The sequence below is a fragment of the Paenibacillus sp. FSL H8-0261 genome (assembly GCF_045040645.1).
GTDB lineage: Bacteria > Bacillota > Bacilli > Paenibacillales > Paenibacillaceae > Paenibacillus_AQ.
The window spans coordinates 318752-341325 of sequence record NZ_CP150297.1 but is presented as its reverse complement, the minus strand read 5'-3'; the positions used below and the strand labels follow the sequence as shown (position 1 = coordinate 341325).

Genomic DNA, 22574 nt, shown 5'->3' with positions numbered 1-22574 from the left:
TACCTGTCAAGTATGTATTTTTAATTCTAAAAAAATTACCCCGATACCGGTGCAGATTGCATGCTTGTACTAATTCAAAATCAAATAAATTTTAAGCTTTTTCATTGACATTTTGCCCATTGTTAAATATATTGTACCTAAGAATAAATGTTTACCTAGGGAAACAAATTAGATAATTAAAATAAATGTTTCCAATAGGAAACAAATCAATAAATTTCAAGACGAGGAGCTTTTTAATGATTGAAATTAGAAACCTAAACGTGGATTATTTCGGTAATTCAGCGCTAGAAAATGTAAATATCGATATTCCCTTTGGGTATACCATCGGAATTATCGGGCCAAATGGTGCAGGAAAATCGACATTCATTAAGTCATTGTTAGAAGTAATCAAGAAAAGAAGCGGAACGGTGAGGGTAGAGGGAAAAGACATTTCTGAGTATAAACGGAAGATCGCATATGTACCGCAAAAAAATGATATTGACCTTACTTTTCCAATCACAGTGAACGATACAGTGCTAACTGGAACCTATCCAAACTTAAGAATCTTCCAGCGCCCCGGGAAAAAAGAGCGGCAACGCGTCGAGGAATGTATGGCCATGGTAGATATAAGTGATCTTGCAAATAAACAAATTAGTAATTTGTCTGGAGGGCAACTACAAAGAGTTTTTATTGCCAGAGCGCTTGCCCAAAAAGCGGATGTATTTTTTTTAGACGAACCTTTTGTCGGCATAGATCTAGTCAGTGAAAAAATTATTGTAAAACTGCTTAAACAGCTTCGCGAAGAAGGGAAAACCATATTGATCGTTCATCATGATTTACATGAAGTCGAAGAATACTTTGACAAAGTAATCATTCTCAATAAAAAGCTTATTGCTTTTGGCGATGTGAAAGACACCTTTACAGCCGACAATATCCTCAATGCTTACGGTGCTTCCTTAGGTAATCTTGTAATCAAAGGAATGGGGGACGCCGAAAATGATTGATTATTTCTCATCATTATTAAACATTCCGATCTATGCGCTTAACGCCGGATTGTCTGCTATCATTCTCGGCATTGTTTCAGGGGTTTTAGGAAGTTTTATTGTACTTAGAAAAATGTCATTAATGGGAGATGCTTTGTCTCATGCTGTATTACCAGGTGTGGCGTTATCTTATATTTTAGGGATCAACATTCTTGTAGGAGCTTCATTGTTTGGACTTTTAGCGGCCATCCTCATTCAATTCATAACAAGTCGCAGCAATATCAAAAGTGATACCTCGATCGGAATTATTCTCAGCTCATTTTTCGCTCTAGGAATTGTCTTAATCACTTTCGCCAAGAGCGGGCTTGATCTAACTCATATTTTATTCGGTAACATCTTAGCCGTCCCGCAGTCCGAGTTAATGCAATCATTTATTATCATGCTTGTTGTTATAGCCATCATTTCATTGTTGTATAAAGAGCTGTTAATTAGTTCGTTTGATCCTGTCGTCTCTAAGGCATTTGGTTTAAAAACGGGATTCTATCATTATTTATTGATGATGCTGTTATCCGTGGTTACTGTGTCCTCATTATCTCAAGTTGGAATTGTGCTTGTTATTGCAATGCTAGTTATTCCAGCAGCTACATCATATCTTTGGACAAATAAGCTGATCCATATGATTATCCTGGCTTCCACCATCGGCGCTGTATCTGGAATTATAGGTGTGATCATTAGCTTCAGATTCAATTTACCTACAAGTGCCACCATTGTTCTAGTAGGGGTAAGTTTGTTCGCTATATCATTTATTATCTCGCCCAAAAATAATTTTCTAAGAAAAGGGGTTAAAGAAGGATGAAAAAAACAATAAAGATGCTCTCTTTGACAATGTTCATCTTACTATTTACCGCATGTTCAAACGTTAGTGAGGGAGAAGCAGACCATGACAAGTTGAAGATTGTTGCAACCTACTCCATTATCGCGGATATGACCGAAAACATTGTAGGGGAAAAAGCTGAGGTCTATAGCATGGTTCCCATCGGAACAGACCCGCATATGTACGATCCATTACCTAAGGATACAAGTAAAGTATCTAGTGCAGATTTAGTTTTTTATAACGGATTGAACCTGGAAACAGGTAAGGGGTGGTTCCAAGACCTTCTTGATGTCACTAATAAAAAGGATGTCGCTTTTGCCGTCTCAGATGAAGTAACTCCAATGTACCTAACAGAAAAAGGCAAAGAAACTCAAGAAGATCCTCATGCCTGGCTTGATGTTCAGAATGCTATTAAATATGTAGATATCATCACTAAACATGTAATCGAAAAAGATCCGGACAACAAAGAATTTTATCTGAATAACCAATCAGAATATGTTAAGAAACTTAATGAATTGGATCAATATGCAAAAGAATCGGTAGAAAAAGTCCCGCAGGAGAAACGCATTTTAGTTACAAGCGAAGGGGCATTTAAATATTTTTCAAAAGCCTACGGATTTGAATCCGCATTTATTTGGGAAATCAATACCGATAGTCAAGGAACGCCAGAACAAATGAAAAATATAATTAAAATCATTGATGAAAATCAAGTGCCGGCTTTATTTTTGGAAACGAGCGTTAATCCGAAAACAATGGAAACCATCTCCAATGAAACGGGTGTACCGATACATTCTAAGATTTTCACCGATTCTTTAGCTAAGAAAGGCGAAGAAGGCGACACATACATTAAGATGATTAAATGGAATATTGATAAAGTCGTTGAAGGATTGTCGTCATAAAAAAAGGCTGTCGAGATTTTTCTCGACAGCCTTAACTTTTATAATAACGAACCATTATTGGCCACTTTCTAGCACAATTGCATGACTGTCCTCATCATAAACCTGCATAAAAGCTGAAACCGTCGGCAAATATTCAGCTGCCACATATAAAGTGCCCTTTATGTTTTGCACATTAAGGCTTGCATCTGGCTTTAGGGAAAGTGTCCACTCCCCTTTGCTAATCATCGTCTCTTTGCTTGCCGAATCCCAACGAATGTCCGCTCCCCATGCGCTAAATAGCGCTCTAACCGGTAAATAAATTTTGCCGGATTGCTCAAGTGATAGATTGTTAGTATTCAATTTCACCTGTACTCCGTCCAACCATACTTGCATGTCCTTACCCGCTGGTAGTAACGAGACTGCATCGAGCAGATCACCCTCGCTACGCAGTGGCTTAAGGGCTTGCAAATCGAGACTCAATACCTTCAGCTTGTTATTCAGCGTATCCGTCACATACAATTTCCCGGAAGCAAACGCAACACCGGAAGGCTGATTAAACATCACTTTATCCAATGCTCCAACTTGATCTCCCAAGGTGCCCTGCCCTGCAACTGTGATGACTCTTCCATCTTTCTGAATGGCCCGAACCCTATGGTTCAGACTATCAGCAATCAGCAAGACTCCATCGGCATAGGCCAGTCCACGAGGACGATTGAACAGCGCAGACAGACGATCTCCATTGTGGAACCCTCCAGCCATATATCCAGTCACTGGATCAACTGTCGTTGCTTTGCCCGCAAAGGTCTCAACCATATTGCCTTTAATCAATCGAATCATCTGATTCCCACTGTCAGCCACATAGAGATTACCGGTTTCATCGAACACAAGACCCACGGGCTCATTAAATTTGGCCGAAGCTACCGAACCATCTAAATAAGCACCAATATTACCCTGCTGACCTGCAAAAGTTGTCACAATACCTTCCGGTGTAACTTTGCGAATCACATGATTCAGCGTATCGGCTACATATACATTGTCATTACTGTCTATTGCCAATCCACCCGGCGCGTTAAACTGCGCGGTATTGGGTTGTCCATCTTTATAGCCAGCCGCTCCCGTTCCTGCGAAGGTATATACTTCTCCATTCTTAATTTTACGGATGACATGATTGTCGGTATCACTGATATAGATAATGCCTTTACTGTCAGCAGCGGTATACGTCGGATGATTAAACAAGGCCTTTGCACTCTTCCCATCGATATGTCCTTCTGCACCTTGTCCAGCCACTGTCTGCAGCTTACCATTACTCCACTTGCTGATAGTACTGCTTCCGGACTGTACGATAATGAGGTCATTGCTGCCAGATACAGCAGTCAATCCCCATGGCTGTTTAAGAGAGAGTACAGCGTTAGAAGAGATATTCTGATTTATACTCCCTTGAACGTTGCCGCTTACGGGTTGTACTGCCTCTGCGGTAACGATGCTAGATTGTACTGCGCTTATGAGCATAAATCCACAAACGATGGAGATGAGTTCCTTTTTCATTATGTTTGTTCTCCTCTCGAAGGTTATTGCGCCTTTAAAATAACAAAGATAATCTAATCTGGAGGTTGTCTACTACTACCTCTACAGGGCCGTTTTCTGTATCTTCAATCCTCACGAGAGGAATAGTAACGATATAAGGTTCGGGAAATAATCCATTCAAGAACTCCGGAGTAAGTTTAAGCACAAAAGTATTCTCACCGTTCCGCTCCAGTACATAATCTGTATCTTCTAGTGGAGATGGATCTCCTAGATCATATTCATAACGATATCTAATCTCCCCTACATCATAACCCAGCGAATGGATGATAAATTCTGGTGCTTCACCTTCACCTATAGGGCCAGTATGGTTAAAATAACTCGGAGTGATCATTCCCTTGTAGGTAAAACCGCCATCTGCTATCAGTTGATCCTCTTCCTGTACTTCACCCCCGGAAAGAGCATTCTTTAACAAACCGCCGTTTATCTTGATTTGAACGAAAGAGCTATAAGGAAGTGATTCACGCAGCTGAATGTGAAGCTTATTCTCTCGAATATATACCTCACCTAAATCGAGCTTGTCCTCACTTTGATTCAAAGTAACACTCACCCCATCCCTCGCAGCATTAGGATTAGAGTCATCTGCGATATTAAAGACTAACGGTGCTGTAAACGGCAAAACAATCTCATTATCACGGACGAGATAGTCATAGATATGTTCTCTAAATTCCTGCTGGTCTAGCTCAGGCGCACCTAGCGGATTAGGTGTTGGCTCCGGTGTTGGTACCGGCGATGGTGTTGGTGTTGGTGTTGGTGTTGGTGTTGGTGTTGGTGTTGGTGTTGGTGTTGGTGTTGGTGTTGGTGTTGGTGTTGGTGTTGGTGTTGGTGTTGGTGTTGGTGTTGGTGTTGGCTTTGGTGTTGGTGTTGGTGTTGGTTCCAGCGTCGGCGTTGCTGTTGGCTCCGGCGTCGGTGTTGACGTCGGTTCCGGTGTCGGCGTTGGTGTAGGTCTCGTCGGCGATGTTGGTCTCGTCATATCTAAGGGAGCTGAACTAGATAGATCATAGTGAATCTGAGGTGGAATTGTTGGAATAGGCGGACTTGAGTGAACGGGCATAGCGGCTTTTATTTGCTCGAGTAGTTGCTCGATTTTTTTCTTAGCCGATTCGAATTCTAATACCTCTTCTTCGTTCAGATATTTCAAATGCTGCTCTAGCGCAAATTGTGGTAATGCATTTAGGGACAACTGCGACTCTATCCATTGTTGATTCTCCATAATTAACTGCTGGGAGGCTGTTATCATACGCTCAATTAGCGTGGGATCAATAGTCGAAACTACATGAACTGTTCCTTCCAGAACTCCCAGATAATCGCCGTTATTCCCTATCCCATTATTAAGGACTACGTTACCTTGGCTATTAACGCTAACAAAAAACTCTGTACCCATAACACCCATAATAGCTGTTGGTGTCTCAATCTCAAAGCGAGAATCGCCATCCAGTTTCTTTTTCACCTTGATCAGGACTTGCCCGTTTTGCAGCTTCAGGCTTGTTTTCCCACCCAATGCCTTTGCGCTTTCTACTAATTGGCTAATGGTAAGCGTAGTACTAGCTCCGATCGTAACTTCTTTGTTAGCATCAAGATCGAGGCTAATTTGCCCATCATTGCCTGTTATAATCGTATCACCTTGGGTAATCGCCATTCCTTTAAAAGCGTTGAATTTCTTCGTTCCACCGCTCTTTTTCACTTCAGACTTGCCTGAGACCGCAGTTATTTTCCCAATTTTTACGCTATCCTTCGCCTCTGTGACAACTGCTGGCCAAAGAATACTGAACAATAGCATAAACGACAGTGTAAGCTTTAACGACCTCATCTCAATCCCTCCAGTTCATAGACACTGATTCCTTGTTCCTTGCCCTTTACCTTGATCTCTCCTAATGAAACGGCTGATACTCTATCTTTTACAAAAGCGTAGGTAGCCTCACTGATGAGGATTTGTCCAGGCTTCGCATTGCTTTCCAGACGGGCTGCCGTGTTGACGGTGTCGCCAATCGCTGTATAATCCATCCGGGTCTTGGAGCCGATATTCCCGAATACAGCTGGACCAGTATGCACCCCGATACCGAATTTCACTACAAGACCAAACCGTTCGAACAGCTTTTGTTCCACCGCAGCCGAGCCTTCCTTCATCGCCCACGCCGCCTTCACCGCTTGCATTGGATGATCCTCCAGCAGCAATGGAGCATTAAAGATCGCCATCGTGGCATCCCCGATAAACTTGTCCAGCGTGCCATCATACTTAAAAATACAACCCGCAGTCAGATCCAGATACTCATTCAGAATCTCAACAATCTCCTCTGGTTCAGCAGCCTCCGATAACGGAGTGAACCCGCGAATATCAACGAATAACAGGGTTAGCTCTCTGCGGCTTCCTCCCAGCTTCAGCCCTTCTTGACCGTTCTTGAGAATTTGATCGACAACCTGCGGAGCAACATATCGACCAAAAATATCCGTAACTCTACGTTTCTCCATCAGTTCTTCTAAATATTGAAAAGCTATTACGATAATACAACTAACGATTAGAAAGGGAATCACATAACCCAGTGAAATTACTATCCCTTGGTCATAGAAAAAACGACCTGCAAAGATAAGAAGTGCAATGATGACCACAATGACCGCGTAGGAATATAGCATCTTCACTTTACGGAATAGTAGATAGGCTAGGAGCGCAACAAAAAGCAACACTACCTCGTTCCACTTCCAATCCAGTACCCGCTTATAATTATCGTCCAGTAGAGATTGAATGATATTTGCATGAATTTCCACACCATATAACGTATTTTTTCCGCTAATTGGTGTTAGGAAGTCATCCTTAAACCCTGTAGCATAGGGCCCTATAAGCACAATTCTATTCTCAAAATAAGATGGTGGAACCTCTCCGCTAAGAACCGCCGAATAAGGAATCTCCTCAAAGTCGCCATTGCCACCTGAATAAGGGATATAAAAGCGCCCAAAGTCATCCAGTGGGAGTTTCTGCGGATCAGCAGTGCCCCCCATCGCCTCTCGATATTTCTGGTAGACCGTCCATGACAAGCTGTGAATAGACTCCCCTTCATAGTCAAAAGAATAAAGAGCCTTACGCACCACTCGATCAGTATCGGTAATAGTATTGATATGGGCGGTTGCAGCCGCGGCCTTCCGCAAAGCCTCAAACGGCTGGGATAGCTCCAGCGCTTCGATCTTTCCCTGCTCGGTATTTGGCGCAAATGTGCCATATACCGGCAAAACTACATTCCCCGCACGGGCCACAGCCGCAGCGAATTCTGTATCCGCCTCCGGGTCCTCCGAGCCTACAGGGAACGTAAGGTCAAAACCGATCACTGCTGGATGTCCCTCGGAGAGCGTATCTAACAGCTGTGCATGAACATTTCTGCTCCACGGCCAGCTGCCAAAGTCCTCCAAGCTCTGGTCGTCTATCCCGATGATAGCAATCGTTGTATCCACAGACCTCTCGTGCTGCATCACGCGGTCTTGTAACAGATGATCAATGGAGTCAAGACTCCCTCTATACAGTACAACCGCAAAAATTACCGTAAGTAGAAGCAAAATATGTGCTAACTTTACTCTCAAGGTTCGTTTCTCCAATCTATGTATTATGCAATGAGTCCGAGCCAGCGCTATAATAAGCGTTCAAATACGTTGGTAATTGATAAGCAAAGAAGAAGGGGGCAGTGGATAACAGAATAAGGAATACAAGCAATCGTGGATGAATACCCATTCCTGCGCCAATTGGAAGAAGTGCCGTAACAAGGAGAATAACTGCCGGATCATCGTGAATAACTAGTGTAACAACGAAAGATATCATTATGACTGCCAGCAGGAAGCTAGATTATGTCTATTAAAAATTTATTCAAAAATATTATATATGAAAAATCATATGAATAGTAAGAATTTCCTGCTTTGCTAGAAGAAAAGGAATATAGAGTGCAAAAAATGACAAAGGCAGGCCAGAGTTACCTCTGCCTGCCTTTGCCATACTATTCTTATAAATTGATTATTCCATATAACAGTTTTGCAATTTCAGCACGGGTTACTTTGCCACGAGGATCGAAATGATTGTCGCCCTTACCGTCAAGGATTCCCTTAGCTTGCAATTCACTTACCGCTTGCTTCGCCCACTCTGATACGCTGTTTATATCCTTAAAGCTTGCAGTAGCAGCAATGGAAGACTGCACTCCAGCTTTGTATTGTATCAATTTCTGCAGGACAACAGCCGCTTCTTCACGTGTAATTGCATCTTTAGGACGGAACTTGCCATCACTGCCTTGGATGAGTCCAAGCTGGACAGCTTTGTCTATTGATGATGCGTAATAAGCATCTTTTGATACATCTGCAAAAGCACCATTCCCCGTAGTTTCACTTGTCTCATTCAATCCGAGTGAACGAATGGCTAGTGTAACAAAATCTGCACGGGTTACATTCGCTTGTGGACCATAGTGCGTATCGTCGATACCCTTAATCACATGCTTAGCCGTCAGCTTGGAAATGTACAGCTCTGCCCAGTGACCAGCGGTATCACTAAATTGCTTATGGTATTCCAGTACCGCGAAGGAAGAGAAATGATCTGTTGTAAAAGTAACGGTATTGCCTTTAAACACTCCACCCAAATATTCCAAGGTACTGCCATTTACATAATAGACACCCGCAAAATCTGTATCAAGCTTAGCAAGCTGTTCCTTCGTCAGCGTCAGGGTAATCGTAACAGCACCTTTAAACTGATGAATAGCCGTTTCTTTGCCGCCTGCTGTGGTACTGAGGTTCAGCGTCACGGTTGCCTTGGATGGACTTATTCCAGCGACATTGCTTTGTACAGCTGTCGTAGTTGTATCAACGCTCAGCAGCAGCATTTCACTGCCGGCCGGGATCGCTGGTAAAGAGCTTGTTGGTACGCTTAATGTAACGCTGGAAGATACAATATTCAGATTCAGCTTCTTGTCGGCAGCCTGTTGGATGCTCGTTGCATCAAGTGCAATTCTAATCTGATCTTGAGCCGAGGTTGCCCCGCCTACGCTAATCTTTAGGCTTCCCCCTGTAGCAGCTTCCTCTATCAGCTTCTTCAAGGCTGACGGATCAGCTGTATACGTTCCATTACTTCCTAATGCCAGTTCAATGTTTCCTTTTCCCGCTCCAGGTGTGGCTGTAGGCGTTGGAGTCACTGTTGGCACTGGCAAAACTACTGGAGGTGCCGATGTCACCTCTGGTGCTGGTGTCGGCGTTACTTCTGGCGATGGCGATACCTCTGGTGTTGGTGTCGGTGTTACATTCTCTTTCCCAGTGTAGAAGCCCCAAATGTCTGAAAGCACACTACCAGAGTTATCATCCTCGACTTTTGTATACCACTGGTAGTAGCTTTCTGGATTTAGCTTACTCCAAGTGACCTGAGTCTCCGTACCGCTCTCTACTTGCTGCTGGGTCGCAATTGTCTGATCACTGTAAACCTTAACTCCAATGTAATCGGTAGCTACACGTTTGGTTACAGGCTGCAGATCGAGATCTAGTACGAACTCATCTTTGCCAGGGAACTCATTTTCATCATAATAATTATAATCATCCAAGTAAGGCGAATAAGTCTTCACACGAAGCTTGTTGTTAGCTACATCGAACTGAAGCAGACGAATATAACCAAGTCCACCCTCTTCGGCACCTTGATAATCTGCCAGCATTTGATATACACTGCGGTCCGCAATGCCATCTCCATTATCATCCAACTCATCTACCTTAAGCTCCGCATCATGATAATGACCGGATAAAGCTGCGATTACGTTCTTGTTAGGTTTTACAACCTTTTCAAAGATCGTATCGGCAATCGGTGCGCGGTTATTAGATACGAGCAGGTATTCATGAAGACAAAGAATCGCTTTACGTTCTGGATAACGAGCAACGACCTCATTCATCCATTCAATTTCCTCTTCAGCCAGTCCCCAGCCCATATATACGATAATGAAGTCATTTCCGTTCGCAGATACTAAATCATAATGGCCCCGGTTGTTGTCATAGGATCCGCCAAAGGTTGGCATGTCCTTAAATCTCCATTCCCCAAAGTATTGCCAGAATTTCGTGTAATCTCCGGTTTGATGGCCTACATCATGATTACCCGCAAGAACACCATATGGAATACCTGCATCCTCAAGTACCTTCATATCCCGATCGGCTTCTTGCCATTCATATTCCTGATAGGATTTGTCCACTACATCTCCGGTATGAATTACATATTTCAAGTTCAAATTATCCTTATTGTCGGCAATCCACTTTACATTTTTCTGATAAATGTAAGGGTAGCTTTGAGAATAATATTGCGTATCAGACATCCATACAAAAGAAAAATCATAGGTATCCTGCGTAACTGTAGGTGCAGTCTTAGTCGCGGACGCAATCTCATCCTGAACCATGACAGCAATGCTATCTCCGCTAGCGAATTCTCCAACAGTCACCGTAGATTTCAGTTCAAAATCCTCAGTACCAGCAATTAAATGATCCAGCTGTATCCACTTTTCTTCAGCAGGACTCCACGCGTAGAGACTTACTTTACGACCTGGAAGTGAATTACCCTTCCATTCAATATCCACACGATCTGAAGCCTTCACCGATTCATCCAGCTTAATTTCATAGCGCTGATATGGGAATTGCTCAACAGCATCGTTAATTAAGTACTTTCCGTCAACTGAACTTATTTTGCTGTATTCGTCACTGTTAAGGGCTTCTTCGCCCGCAGGAACGGATTGCTTCGGCGGTTCTGTATCGGATGCGTTCTTAAATCCAGTAAATCCTTGCTCTGGATGGTTACCATCGTACTTGAAGCCTCTATAGAAGGTAACATCCATCTTATCCTGGTTAGGATCTTCAACCTTAACCTTCAAGGTCGGATTCGTACCCACACCAATCTCCCAGTTCTGAGGTGAGATCAGGAGTGGTGCAAATGGATTTTCATTCGGTACATGGAATGTAATTACCTTTTCCACCTGATTACCTATCTTATCCAATGCGGTGATAGAAAGCGTATGGTCTCCACCGGACAACTTTCCGGATGTAGTAGCATAAGGCAGTTCAATAACATTGCCGTCCAGCTTCACGCTAACTTTATCTACACCTGCGTAAGTATCCTTGATCTCAGCAGTAATTACGAAATTACCACGATAAGTTTTTCCATCTTCAATCGATGCTTTAATGGATGGTGGCGTGTTGTCTACAACTACGTTTGACGATACCTTGGATCCACCTTCGGTCACTGTTACTTTATGTTCTCCGTCCGTTACTTCTGTAGTATTCCAGTTATAAGCCTTCGAACGGAACAAATCAGATTTCAGATCGAACCGGAAGCCGATGGATTCATGCTTACCTGCGCTGTCCCCCATCTTAATTTCTTTATCACGTTCTGCATAAGCAGGGTCCCAAACTTCAGTACCGTCTGCAAGTAATAGGCGCACATTCTTTACTTCAAAATCATCTTTATTCTCCTCGGGACGAGGGTCAAAAGGCGATGATTTAGAGCCCGCCCGAATGTAGATCACATTATCCTTGCCCACTTGCAAAGCGGCAGAGGAGATCGGGAAGGTCAATGTCGTATACGTAGTAATCGGGTCCATAAAGGTGTATAGAATACTCGCATCCCCTAATTCTTCTGGTCCCATGGTGATACCGTTTTTGAAATAATAATCTACATTCTTCGCATCAAATACAAAGTAAGCATCATTCTCAAGCGCGGCATATACCTCGTTATCGCCAAGCACCTTATTGTCGATGCTCAGGCCCACTTCATCAGCCTTTGCGGTAGCAGAGGTTCCTTTTACCGTCATAGAGCCATTAATGAATTGCCCATCCTTAACATTCAAACGAAGCGCTGATTGATCTGGGCCACCTGTAATTTTCACTTTCATTACCGGAGATTCAGTCTCATTTGTGCCATCGGAAACGACGAAATAATACTGTATTTCATTTCTGCCGATCAAATCAGCAGACGACAATTTATAATGATATAAGCTATCGTTAAAGTCTTGGGATAGATTATGGCTGACAAAATCAGGCTGCTTATCCGAAGCTACCCTTACTTCTACAGACGTAACGGCTTTATTGTCATCCGCGAAAGCCTTCAAATCCAGACTCATCGACTGATCAATCTCCGTTACAGCAGTCAGATCATTTACCGTCGGATTTTCGGTATCCGGATCCACATGGATCGGTGTGTTAGGAAGCAGTGCAACATCTACCTGCCCTGGTGACGGAACCGCTGATCCTGTACTAATCTTGAGCATTTTACTTTGCCCATTCACAGGATACTTGTATAGAAGGGCTTTATTTTCTTTGGTGTCGTCACCTTTAGCCCCACCATCATAGGTAAGATCAGCATCATAATACGCAGAGGAAATTTCTTTCTCGGTATTACTTTTGATTACGACGGCCCGGCGGCCAGAGTTCGCCATCCCATCGCTTTTGATTTGAAAGAGATTCGTGCCATCCATCAGATTAGTGTTGAATTCTGCGTTAAAATCACTAGCGTTGTATGTACTGTTAGCACTATTAATAACCCAAAACACTACGGACTGCTGTGCAGGAATTACAAAACTCTCTTTCGTAGAGGGCCACTTCACATCGGAAGCATTGCCTTTATCAGGATAGCGATAATAGATCTTGTAGTTTTTAAAATCAATCGGTGCATCAGTATTGTTATATACCTCAATGAATTCAAAAGCATCGCTGCTCGTTCCTTTTACATTCGTCGAATTGGGCAGCAGCTCTGTAATTAACAGCGGTGGCACATTATTCGAATCAAATGCAGGCAGGTTCACATGAACAGAATAGCTCTCTGTTACATTGTTTACACGAATGCTGTAGTGCAGTTCTGGTTCTTCCAGTGCAGCCGCAGGAATCACGGCCGTGTATTCCCCCTCACCTTTTGAGGTCATGGTGATTACCGTATCTTTCACCTGAGAAGGAGAGCCGTATTGCAACTTCACTACCGGTAGCGTTCCGTCTGGTCCAATCTCTAGGTTCGTAATCTTCGCGGTGACGGGAAGATCCGCTGGATCCACACTGCTCTGCGAGTGGTGTTCAATTACCGGTTGCTTGTCTCCAGGTACTAGCTCAGGCAGTTGCTCTGGATCTACGGTTCCTGGTGTAGCCGCAACCGTTCCCGAAATCGCCATGAGACTCATCATAGAGCTGTCGGATTGCGAATACTTATAGAAAATCCCGTTGTTTTCCTTCACCTGTTCTTTTCCATAAGAAGCAGAGACAATAAGAGCATCTCCTGCTTTACTTTTAATTTGTAAGTTGCGCGGAGAAGTGTTTGCCATACCACCGCCACCGTTAATACGGAACAGGTTTACACCTTCCTGCAGAGATGCTGAAGGATTAAAGTTTTTGATGAAATCTTCGGCAGGAACACTCAGATTATTGCCGTTCATAATCCAGAAGACGATATTTCCATGCGCCGGTATGACCGCATCGCCATTTGGTGTCCAAGTATCTTTGTCATTATAAAAGAAATAATAATCCTTAAAGTTAACCGGCTCGTCCGTATTATTGTAAACCTCAACAAATTCGTAACCATCTACAGAACTACCATCCGCGCCTTTTACATTTTTAGTATCTGGAACAACCTCTGTAATAAGTAAAGAGCCTGGATTGGTTGGTGTCGCGTATACATCTGTCATTACAGTCGGTTGACTTAAAAGCGTGTTGAGCTCAACCTGTTCATCAAAATGTGCTCCTAATTCGGAAGATGTCTGCTCTGTATCCGGCCGCTGTTCTTCCGCATATCCTGCTGGAACCATGATCCCCAACATCAAACTACTTGCAATTACGCTGGATAGAAAACGTTTAGCTTTTGCTGTTATTCTCAAAACTCCGAACACTCCCCGTAAGTTTGATTGTGACCCTTCTGCATAAATATGCAATTTAGATCATCTGGAAATTATACTAGGGGTATATTATCGCTATATCATTTCAATGTTAAATCTTTAGGTTATCTTAAATATTGTTTAAGCTTCAGCTCAGCTTTCCGGGTTATAATAGAAATAAGTTAAACCACAACCATCACAGACACTTTCAACAGAAACCATAAAACGTTATTCGTAAAATAAGAAAAGAGGACTCTAATGGATATAAAAAGAGTGATTATAGTAGGAACCGTAGTTATAGTAATGTCTTTCGGAAATGCTTGGAGTAGCCTTACTGCTAACGCAAGCTCGTCAACTCAATGGTCCACCACAAGTGTTGCGGATAAAGACGAATTATTATTGAAAGCCCTTAACCAACCCACAGATGATGATCTGTACGATGCCTTATATGACGGCAAATCACTTCAAGATATTGCAATAGAACAAAACACAGATATTGAAGATGTGATCGATCTACAGGTAACCCAGCTAACGGAACAGCTAGATTCACGACTAGCCTCTGGAAGCATTACAGCCGAGCAGTATGCAGCACACAAAGCGGAGCTGAGGGACATCGTTACGGAGAGTGTTCTCACTTCTTTCGGCTAAGAAAGATACATATAGTGGCCGTATAACATTTCTCCGCGCCAAAATAAAGAGGGTGATCCGAAAGCCATTGAATGGCTATCGGATCACCCTCTTCGTATATTCAACGCTATTTAACTGAATTCCTAAGTCTCTATCTTGTTATCTCTATTGATCTCCAGTATATCCAGGAAGAATACAAAAATTGGAATGCCGAGAATTAGACCCCATACACCCATATAGTGCTCAGAGAAGAGAAGTACGATAAAGGTGTAGAACATAGGCAGGTTCATTTTGGATGACATCAGTTTTGGATTTAAGAAGTAACCCTCGACAAAATGTAGTATGGCGATCATAACCAATACATATATCGTCATTGCTATGCCACCAATGTTGTAACCAATAATACAAAGTGGTATTAAGGAGATCACAAAACCTACAACTGGAATCAAACTAAGCAGGAAGATCATAATCGATAAGGCGAATAAATACGGAAAACCTAAGATCCAGAGTCCGATCACCGTAAAGCATGTATTAAACAGCGCGATCAGAATTTGCGCTTCGATCACTTTACCAAACGATGAGATGAATTTTCTACCGAAATACTCAAGCTCAACATAGAACCAAGAAATCTTGCTCTCTTTAAGACGGGCAGTGAAACTGACAATTCTGTTCTTCTCAAGGATAAAGACAAAGCTCAGAATGGTGGATAATACGAAGCTTGTGCCCCAATTACTTATTTTCAGGACGTATTCAAGACCATCTTTCACATAAGACTGGTAGTTCAAATCCTTAAGCTGGGCAAATAAATACTGCACGATTTCGTTCTGCGGAATGTTTGCAGGGGTTAAACTGGTCAGAAAATTAGTTAACTGCTTTATCTGTGTGAAGACCTTCGGTAAATAATTCACTAAGGTCACTACGATCAGAGCAATCAGAGCTAAATACAAAATAACAATAATGACTTTACTGTTGACCGCAACATATTTATTGATTCGCTTCGTGAGCAGCACCTGAAAGCTGTTCATTACATAAGCAATCAGAAATGTTAACAGTACTAAATTGAGCATATCTCTAATACTGAATAGCAGCAGGGCAACCAGCCCCAAAATAAAAAAACGCCGGACCGTTAAATTCGCGTAATAACGCTTAAATACTTCCATCTGTTCTCTCCATTCGCCTACCAATTAGTACTCTAATTATAGTCTACAGTAAGGAATTCACTTATAGCAACTAGTGATTCGCCCAAATTGGCGAAATTTCTCACTTTTTGTAAACTCCTAATGAACATAGGGAAAGCTGATATCCATTCCATACATTTCCTTAGCCGTTTATGAGCCTCCCGTTGTGTTCATTAACTTAACGATTCGACTCTTCTGATCGTAGTTAAGATCAATATGTAGATCCTTGCATAATTGTATAAACGGAACCATCAGGGTCCCTTTCCTCATTTCGGGCGCACTACCAATCAGAGCTACTCTTTGGTTATTCAGGGTTAATTCCATAGGCGAATCTATATGTTTAACCTGCTCAAGAGTTTGGACTGCAGTTAGACTCTGACTTCCCCCGTTGATCCGGGAGGCATTCCGGTCCGTTCTCGCATTGATCCCATCCTGGATTTTAAATGTTAGCGAAATTCCGAGTGAATCACATGCCGATAGCAATCGGTCATTGTATGATCCATAAGGAAAGGCAATCGCTGAATCGGTATTCCCCAGCTCTTCCTTCAGTCTTTGCTCCGCCTTGGCTAAATCACGAGTAACTCTGCTGTAGTACTCCGTATTCATTTCGTTTCTGTTCTCATCATCGATATATAACAAAGCACTGGCGGCTGGCCGCTCCCCACCCTCAGCATCTACGATACCATAATGGTGTAAATCGTACGTGTGACTATAGAATCCCATCCCGTCCCGCTTCATTTCCCGCATCTGCTCCCAATTGAGCTTCGGCACACTATTCGGATCTGGGTGATCAATCGTAGATACGATAACAAAATTCACTGCCGTATAGCCATATTTTTTGAGAATAGGAAAAGCCAACTCATAAAAGCTCTCATATCCATCATCAAAAGTCAGCAGCACCGCATTATCTGGAACCGTGCCGCCATTCAGCATAAATTCACGGTATTGTTCCATCGTAATCACGTGAAACCCTTCTTGCTTCAGCAGGTTCATTTGATCATCAAACCGATCGGCAGATAAGATCCAAGGAAACTGCGGCATTGGCTTCTCTGAAAGATGATGGTACATCAGCACAGCTACATGATCTCTATAGTAAATACCTTTCGGAAGTGCCCCCTGCTTCTGCCAGCCGATATGCATATTAAGGGCCTGTTCTGCTGCAGCCTTGGGAATCATTAGCTCATCAGGCGAGCCCGGATATGTAGCTACTGTCTTAATGATTTGACCGTTCACATCTATAGTAACTGCAGAAGACTCGTGTTGATTGTTGAAAATAGCAGCAAGACTTATTAGCAGAACAATGACTAAAAGTATCATATATTTTTTCGTATGCAATCTCTGAATCTCCTTAAAAAGATCTTTTATTCACTATGTAACTACATATTTGGTGACAGTTCCACCTACTTTTGGTTACATTTTCTTTTTTATTTTGTTTCTTATCATAAAAATAGGAGGCGAACCCTAAGCCTGAACTGACTTAAGGAACACCTCCCTCACATGGAGATCTATATATAATTATGTACATCTATGTGTAATTGTAGACGGTCTAGGACCTTCTCTTGTCTACAAAGTAATTATCTTCCCCTAGCTCGTCCACAAACTGCTGCAGCCAATCATAATATTGAACGGCATGCTCCAGCTTCTCCAGATCCTTCAGACAGAAGTGCCTCTCCTCCTCAGGCGTATCCACGGCATGAACCAATCCCTCCAGCTCAGGAATAACAACATCCAAGGCTTGCCTCATGACATCAATCTCCCGCTGCAGCTTCATTCCAAAAAAGTTCTTAAAGGTCTGAAAGAAATCTGTTTCCACTGCATACAGATCCTTTCGCTCCCGCTTCTCCTCCAGCTTGGTCACCATCTTGGAAGCCATCAAAGAACGAACTCCATAGCTCATATTACTCTTACTCATATTCATCACATTCTTCATCTCTTCAAGCGTCATCGGCCGGTCTTCAAAGAACATAATTCCATACAGCTGCCCGAATGAGTAATTGGCGCCATATAAGTCCATCGTCTGAGCAATTGCATCAATCATCGGACGCAGCAGCTGCTCGCGTGGAGATAAGTCTCTATTCTCTTCACCAAAGGCTACCTGTTTCATAGCTGCACCTTCATTCCACTTAGAATCTACTTTCTATTTTACACAAAATAGCAACTACTTTCTCTAATCTCTTAAATTTTTACATAATCTCGCATCGATCTTTACGCCCGCTTGACCACGCAGCTGCTCGATGAGTGTACAATTTTTTTTGAACGGAGGAGCTTTCCTCAGAATTATACCGCTAAAAACAGAAGATGGAATGGGGTATCGACAGAATAATGAAACGCACAAGATTTATAGGTGAGTTGAAACCGGTGCTCTTCACCTTGCCGGCAATGATTCCATTCGTGGTATTTTGGCTCGCGCCATTACTTTATGTATTTTATCTCAGCTTTACTGAATGGGACTTCATGAGCCCCGAGAAAACCTTTGTCGGACTAACCAACTATCTGGATCTGTTCAGCAATCCCGCCTTCTATAAAGCGCTAAGAGTAACCTTGTTATTCTGTGCGGGAAGTGTACTGCCCGTTATTCTGATCGGACTTGGACTTGCACTCCTGATGAATGGGAAGCTGAAAGGCTCCACCCTCTATCAGGTATTGCTTTTCTCCCCTTGGGTCACGCCGACCGTGGCGGTATCCATTGTCTGGTCCTGGATCTATGAACCTGAAATTGGCCTTGCTAATACTGTACTTGACCTCTTAGGTCTAGAAAAAATCGGTTGGCTTCAAGATCCTAAATGGGCACTGCTCGGCGTTCTGCTCGTGACGATATGGAAATCGGTAGGCTGGGCGATGATTTTTTACTTGGTGGCACTACGCAATGTCCCTACCGATCTGTTGGAAGCCGCTGAACTGGATGGAGCAAATGCTGTGCAAAAATTCAACCGTATTACTTTACCGCTAATCTCGCCAACGACACTGTTTCTGTTCATCGTACAGATCATTGGTGCCTTACAGGCATACGACCAGATTAACGTACTGACACAAGGTGGACCTTCGGGATCAACACGTACCTTGCTCTATATGTATTATCAGTCTGCCTTTGAAGCCTTTCAGATTGGAGAAGCCTCTAGTGTCGCAATGATTCTGGTATTTATATGTATGCTGCTCTCCGTAATCTCACTAGAGGTTAGTAAACGGACAACCCATTATCAATAACTACTGCTGTAAAGGAGAACGACTGATGAATGCAACGACCGTACGAGTGGGCAAACTGGCCCGCCATCTATTTTTTGCAGCTATTGCACTGATCATGGCCTTCCCCTTCTATTGGATGGTCACCAGCGCCTTAAAAACCAATGATGAAATCTGGCAGTCTCCGCCGACGATCTGGCCGAAAGAGCCGCTGTGGGGTAACTTTTCAGCCGCCTGGCACGAAGCCCCTTTCTTTAGATATATGGGCAATAGCGTATTTGTCGCCGTGTCGATTGTTATTTTGCAGGTGATAAATTCCGGGATGATGGCCTATGCGCTTACGCATATGAAATTCCGCTTCAGAGGGCTGTTCGCAGGTGTCATTCTTTTCGGCTATATGGTCCCTGCCACCGCCGTTTATCTTCCCGGATATCTGGTATTGTCCCAGCTTCATCTACTGGATTCATATGCCGGGTTGATTCTATCTAACTGTGTAAGTGTCTTCTCTATCTTTCTAATTCGGCAAGCCTTCCTTCAGGTTCCCCATGAGCTGGTAGAGGCTGGAGAAGTGGATGGTTCCTCGCATATGCGGATTCTCTGGACCATTCTTGTCCCCATTACACGGTCTTCCTTTGCTGTGCTAGCCCTGATCACCTTCATTGATCAGTACAATAACTATTTCTGGCCAATGCTCATCACCAAAGATCCTAATCTACAGCTGGTCTCGGCCGGTCTGCGTAGTTTCTTCACTCAAGGAGGTGCTTACGGATTGAAATGGCCGCTGATCATGGCCGCTAGCGCATTCACCATCGCCCCGTTGCTGCTAGTATTTCTACTAGCTCAGAAAACCATCATGCAAAGCGTAAACATGACCGCTGGTTCCAGCAAAGGATAAGCTAACTATTCTATTTAATAAGAGGAGAATGATGATGAACGTATTGAAGAGACTGTCCGCCCTATCTTTGGTTGCCGGATTTACAATGTTAACAGCTTGTGGAGGAAATGCGAGTACAGGTAATGTTACAGCGGCAAATGGAGCTTCTTCCTCCCCCTCCGCAGAGGCTGCGCCTACACAAAATGCACCGATAACGATTGAGTTCTGGTATGGTCTCGGCGGTAAGCTTGGTGAGAATATGGAGGCACTGATTCAGAAATTTAATGCCTCTCAGCAAGAGGTCATTGTCAAAGGTATCGCGCAGGCAGACTACACTGAAACCGAGCAGAAGCTGCAAGCGGCGATTGCTACAGGAAAAGTGCCTGCTGCTGCTCTCTCCTCAAACGTAGATTGGGCCCGCAAAGGATATTTCGCACCGATAGATGAGCTTATGGCATTGCAGCCAGATTTTAATAAAGAGGATTTTGTCCAAACCTTTCTAAATCAGGGCCAGGTTGATGGCAAGCAATACTTCCTGCCGATGTATGGAACAACACAGGTTATGTACTATCGCAAAGATGCTTTTGAGAAGAACGGAATTGATGCGAGCACATTGAAGACTTGGGAAGACCTAGCTGCCGCAGCTGCGAAAATGACCGTGAAAGACGGCGGCAAAACCACCTTCTTCGGTTGGGAGCCTATGTGGGGTTCAGGGAACATGATTGATGCCGTGCTCAGCAAAGGAGGCACTATTCTTAGCGAGGATGGGAAACAAGTCATGATCGACTCTAAAGAGTGGATCGAAACCTGGGATTTGTTCCGCAAATGGATCCACGAGGATAAGATCATGCGGATTCATTCAGGGGGGCAAGGCTGGGAATATTGGTACAAAACAATTGATGATGTAATGAAGAATCAATCCGCAGGCTACACCGGCTCCAGTGGCGATCAAGGTGACCTCGACTTTAGCATTGTTTCTGCTATGGAGCAGCCAGGCTGGGCAGGGATTGGCGAGGGCAAACCCGTAGCCCAAGCACTGATGGCCGGCATTCTATCTAAAGCTAGCGACAGTGAGAAACAAGCGGCTATGAAATGGCTAACCTACTTCACAAATGCCGAGAATACTGCCTCTTGGTCCATTAATACTGGATATATTTCGGTGCGCCAATCCGCATTGCAAGACCCGGCGTTTGTGTCATTCAGTGAAAGCAATCCACAGATTAAGGTTCCGTTGATGCAAGCTTCTCATGGCTCTGCACCATTCCAAGATCCTACTGGCGGCAAAATCAACGATGCGCTGAAAATCGCCGCTGATAAGGTGCAAATTGAGAATATTCCTGCAGCACAGGCACTTAAGGAAGCACAGGAAACGGCGCAAGCAGCGCTTGATAAACTAAAATAAAGGCGGTGGAGTTCATGTCTGAGCTCATCACGCCACAAGGCAGATACGCTGTAGCAGCTATTCTATTCGACAAGGATGGTACGCTGCTCCAGTTCGTATCCCTCTGGGGCAGCTGGGGCGAGTGTTTTTTAGAGCGATTCACAAAGGTTATGAAGCAAAGAGGACTACAGATTCCAGAAGAACAGCTCCCTGCATTAATGGGAACTATACACAATGCCCAAGGAAGCATTACCGATTATGATCGGAACGGACCCCTGGCTATGGGGACTATGAGTGATCTCTATGCCATCCTGTCATGGCAGGGTTATTTGCAAGGTTTATCGTGGGCGGAGTCCATGGAGCTTGTTCATCAGTGCCGTCTGGAAGCGGATGTTATGTTGGAAAAGAAACGCCCCGTTCACTCGTTGCCGGGTATTCATCGTTTTCTCGATGAGTGTGCGAGTGCTGGTATCCCTCTCGCCGTGGTGACCGCAGATGAAACAGATGCTGCAGAGAAACATCTCCAATGGCTCGGCATACGGCACTATTTCTCCGAGGTAATTGGAACAGACCTTGTGGATCAGGGTAAACCTTTCCCCGACATGGTGCAGCTTGCCTGCGAAAGGTTGGCCGTTGAACCCGCGCACACAGCAGTTATCGGTGATACTAATGGGGATATGCGAATGGCTAAAGCAGCGGGTGTGCAGGTAGCTATAGGTATCACTGAAAATGAAGACATTAGTGCTTCGTCGCATATTCTCCCGGATGCAGATCTCATTGTGCGATCTTACGCTGAACTTAGCATCGAGGTTACTTCCCTGTGAGAATAGAAGGAATATGGGCATGGATGTTTCTGATGCTAGCTATTGTGTTCGAACTCTCAGGGACCATCTCAATGAAAATATCTCAGGGGTTCACTCAGCTCTGGCCTTCCGTGCTCATGTTTCTGTTCTATGGAGCCAGCTTCACCTCCCTGAATTATGCCCTCACCTCTATTAAGGTAGGCGTTGCTTATGCGATATGGTCAGGGGCGGGAATCATCCTTATTTCTTTCATAGGAGCCCTGTTCTTCGAAGAAAAGCTAACCCTGTCCTCCCTACTATGGATAGCCGTTATCCTAACCGGGATCATAGGACTGAACATTAGCGGGAAGACGCATTAGTGAACAGCCACAGTATTTCATAGATTCGTAAGATGAAGGGGGAT

17 protein-coding genes are annotated in these 22574 nt (G+C 43.7%); 9 read left to right on the top strand and 8 right to left on the bottom strand.

Annotated features, from left to right (window positions below; genetic code table 11):
- Window positions 1-239 precede the first annotated feature (239 nt).
- The 3 genes from MHI27_RS01545 to MHI27_RS01535 are packed head-to-tail and all read left to right on the top strand — an operon-like array spanning window position 240 to window position 2735.
- Window positions 240-983, top strand: coding sequence for a metal ABC transporter ATP-binding protein (locus tag MHI27_RS01545; protein WP_405176682.1), 744 nt, complete (start codon window positions 240-242; stop codon window positions 981-983).
- Complete coding sequence (locus MHI27_RS01540) at window positions 976-1818, top strand: iron chelate uptake ABC transporter family permease subunit (RefSeq protein ID WP_405175428.1); 843 nt, start codon at window positions 976-978, stop codon at window positions 1816-1818. Before MHI27_RS01545 ends, MHI27_RS01540 begins: the two co-directional genes overlap by 8 nt.
- Window positions 1815-2735 (top strand): metal ABC transporter substrate-binding protein, encoded by a 921-nt coding sequence (locus MHI27_RS01535; protein WP_340973781.1) that lies wholly within the window; start codon window positions 1815-1817, stop codon window positions 2733-2735. Before MHI27_RS01540 ends, MHI27_RS01535 begins: the two co-directional genes overlap by 4 nt.
- 54 nt (window positions 2736-2789) lie before the next feature.
- Here the strand turns inward: MHI27_RS01535 and MHI27_RS01530 are convergent, their stop codons facing one another.
- From MHI27_RS01530 to MHI27_RS01510, 5 genes are all read right to left on the bottom strand, one after another.
- Window positions 2790-4259: a stalk domain-containing protein gene (locus tag MHI27_RS01530; protein ID WP_339799822.1), complete on the bottom strand. Its 1470-nt coding sequence runs from the start codon at window positions 4257-4259 to the stop codon at window positions 2790-2792.
- Window positions 4260-4293: 34 nt separating this feature from the next.
- Window positions 4294-6105 carry a FecR domain-containing protein gene (locus MHI27_RS01525; RefSeq protein ID WP_405175427.1) on the bottom strand — a complete coding sequence of 604 codons (1812 nt, stop codon included), beginning with the start codon at window positions 6103-6105 and terminating at the stop codon, window positions 4294-4296.
- On the bottom strand, window positions 6102-7862 hold the full coding sequence (locus tag MHI27_RS01520; protein WP_340973779.1) for an adenylate/guanylate cyclase domain-containing protein: 1761 nt from the start codon (window positions 7860-7862) through the stop codon (window positions 6102-6104). The genes MHI27_RS01525 and MHI27_RS01520 overlap by 4 nt, the downstream gene beginning before the upstream one ends.
- A gap of 16 nt (window positions 7863-7878) precedes the next feature.
- The gene (locus tag MHI27_RS01515; protein ID WP_340973778.1) at window positions 7879-8097 is read right to left on the bottom strand and encodes a hypothetical protein; all 219 of its coding nucleotides are present in this window, start codon (window positions 8095-8097) and stop codon (window positions 7879-7881) included.
- A 178-nt stretch (window positions 8098-8275) separates the two neighbouring features.
- On the bottom strand, window positions 8276-14131 hold the full coding sequence (locus MHI27_RS01510) for an S-layer homology domain-containing protein (RefSeq protein ID WP_405175426.1): 5856 nt from the start codon (window positions 14129-14131) through the stop codon (window positions 8276-8278).
- A 255-nt stretch (window positions 14132-14386) separates the two neighbouring features.
- Here MHI27_RS01510 and MHI27_RS01505 point away from each other — a divergent pair, with 255 nt between their 5' ends.
- Window positions 14387-14776 (top strand): hypothetical protein, encoded by a 390-nt coding sequence (locus tag MHI27_RS01505; RefSeq protein ID WP_076299921.1) that lies wholly within the window; start codon window positions 14387-14389, stop codon window positions 14774-14776.
- A 122-nt stretch (window positions 14777-14898) separates the two neighbouring features.
- Here MHI27_RS01505 and MHI27_RS01500 read toward each other — a convergent pair whose 3' ends face one another.
- The 3 genes from MHI27_RS01500 to MHI27_RS01490 form a co-directional block, all read right to left on the bottom strand.
- On the bottom strand, window positions 14899-15915 hold the full coding sequence (locus MHI27_RS01500) for an AI-2E family transporter (RefSeq protein WP_042184192.1): 1017 nt from the start codon (window positions 15913-15915) through the stop codon (window positions 14899-14901).
- Between the two features lie 168 nt (window positions 15916-16083).
- Window positions 16084-17268, bottom strand: coding sequence for a polysaccharide deacetylase family protein (locus MHI27_RS01495; protein WP_052404114.1), 1185 nt, complete (start codon window positions 17266-17268; stop codon window positions 16084-16086).
- A 211-nt stretch (window positions 17269-17479) separates the two neighbouring features.
- Window positions 17480-18037 carry a transcriptional regulator gene (locus MHI27_RS01490; protein WP_341059012.1) on the bottom strand — a complete coding sequence of 186 codons (558 nt, stop codon included), beginning with the start codon at window positions 18035-18037 and terminating at the stop codon, window positions 17480-17482.
- 218 nt (window positions 18038-18255) lie between these two features.
- On the opposite strand from MHI27_RS01490, the gene MHI27_RS01485 reads away from it, so the two are divergent.
- From MHI27_RS01485 to MHI27_RS01465, 5 genes are read left to right on the top strand one after another with little or no spacing between them, the layout of a single operon-like run.
- A complete protein-coding gene (locus tag MHI27_RS01485; protein WP_076285209.1) occupies window positions 18256-19137 on the top strand; it encodes a carbohydrate ABC transporter permease in 882 nt (293 codons plus the stop codon).
- Window positions 19138-19162: 25 nt separating this feature from the next.
- Complete coding sequence (locus MHI27_RS01480) at window positions 19163-20008, top strand: carbohydrate ABC transporter permease (RefSeq protein WP_042184188.1); 846 nt, start codon at window positions 19163-19165, stop codon at window positions 20006-20008.
- Between the two features lie 34 nt (window positions 20009-20042).
- Window positions 20043-21389, top strand: coding sequence for an ABC transporter substrate-binding protein (locus tag MHI27_RS01475; protein WP_405176681.1), 1347 nt, complete (start codon window positions 20043-20045; stop codon window positions 21387-21389).
- A 14-nt stretch (window positions 21390-21403) separates the two neighbouring features.
- Window positions 21404-22192, top strand: coding sequence for an HAD family hydrolase (locus tag MHI27_RS01470; protein WP_405175425.1), 789 nt, complete (start codon window positions 21404-21406; stop codon window positions 22190-22192).
- On the top strand, window positions 22189-22530 hold the full coding sequence (locus MHI27_RS01465) for a DMT family transporter (protein ID WP_405175424.1): 342 nt from the start codon (window positions 22189-22191) through the stop codon (window positions 22528-22530). The genes MHI27_RS01470 and MHI27_RS01465 overlap by 4 nt, the downstream gene beginning before the upstream one ends.
- Window positions 22531-22574: the final 44 nt, after the last annotated feature.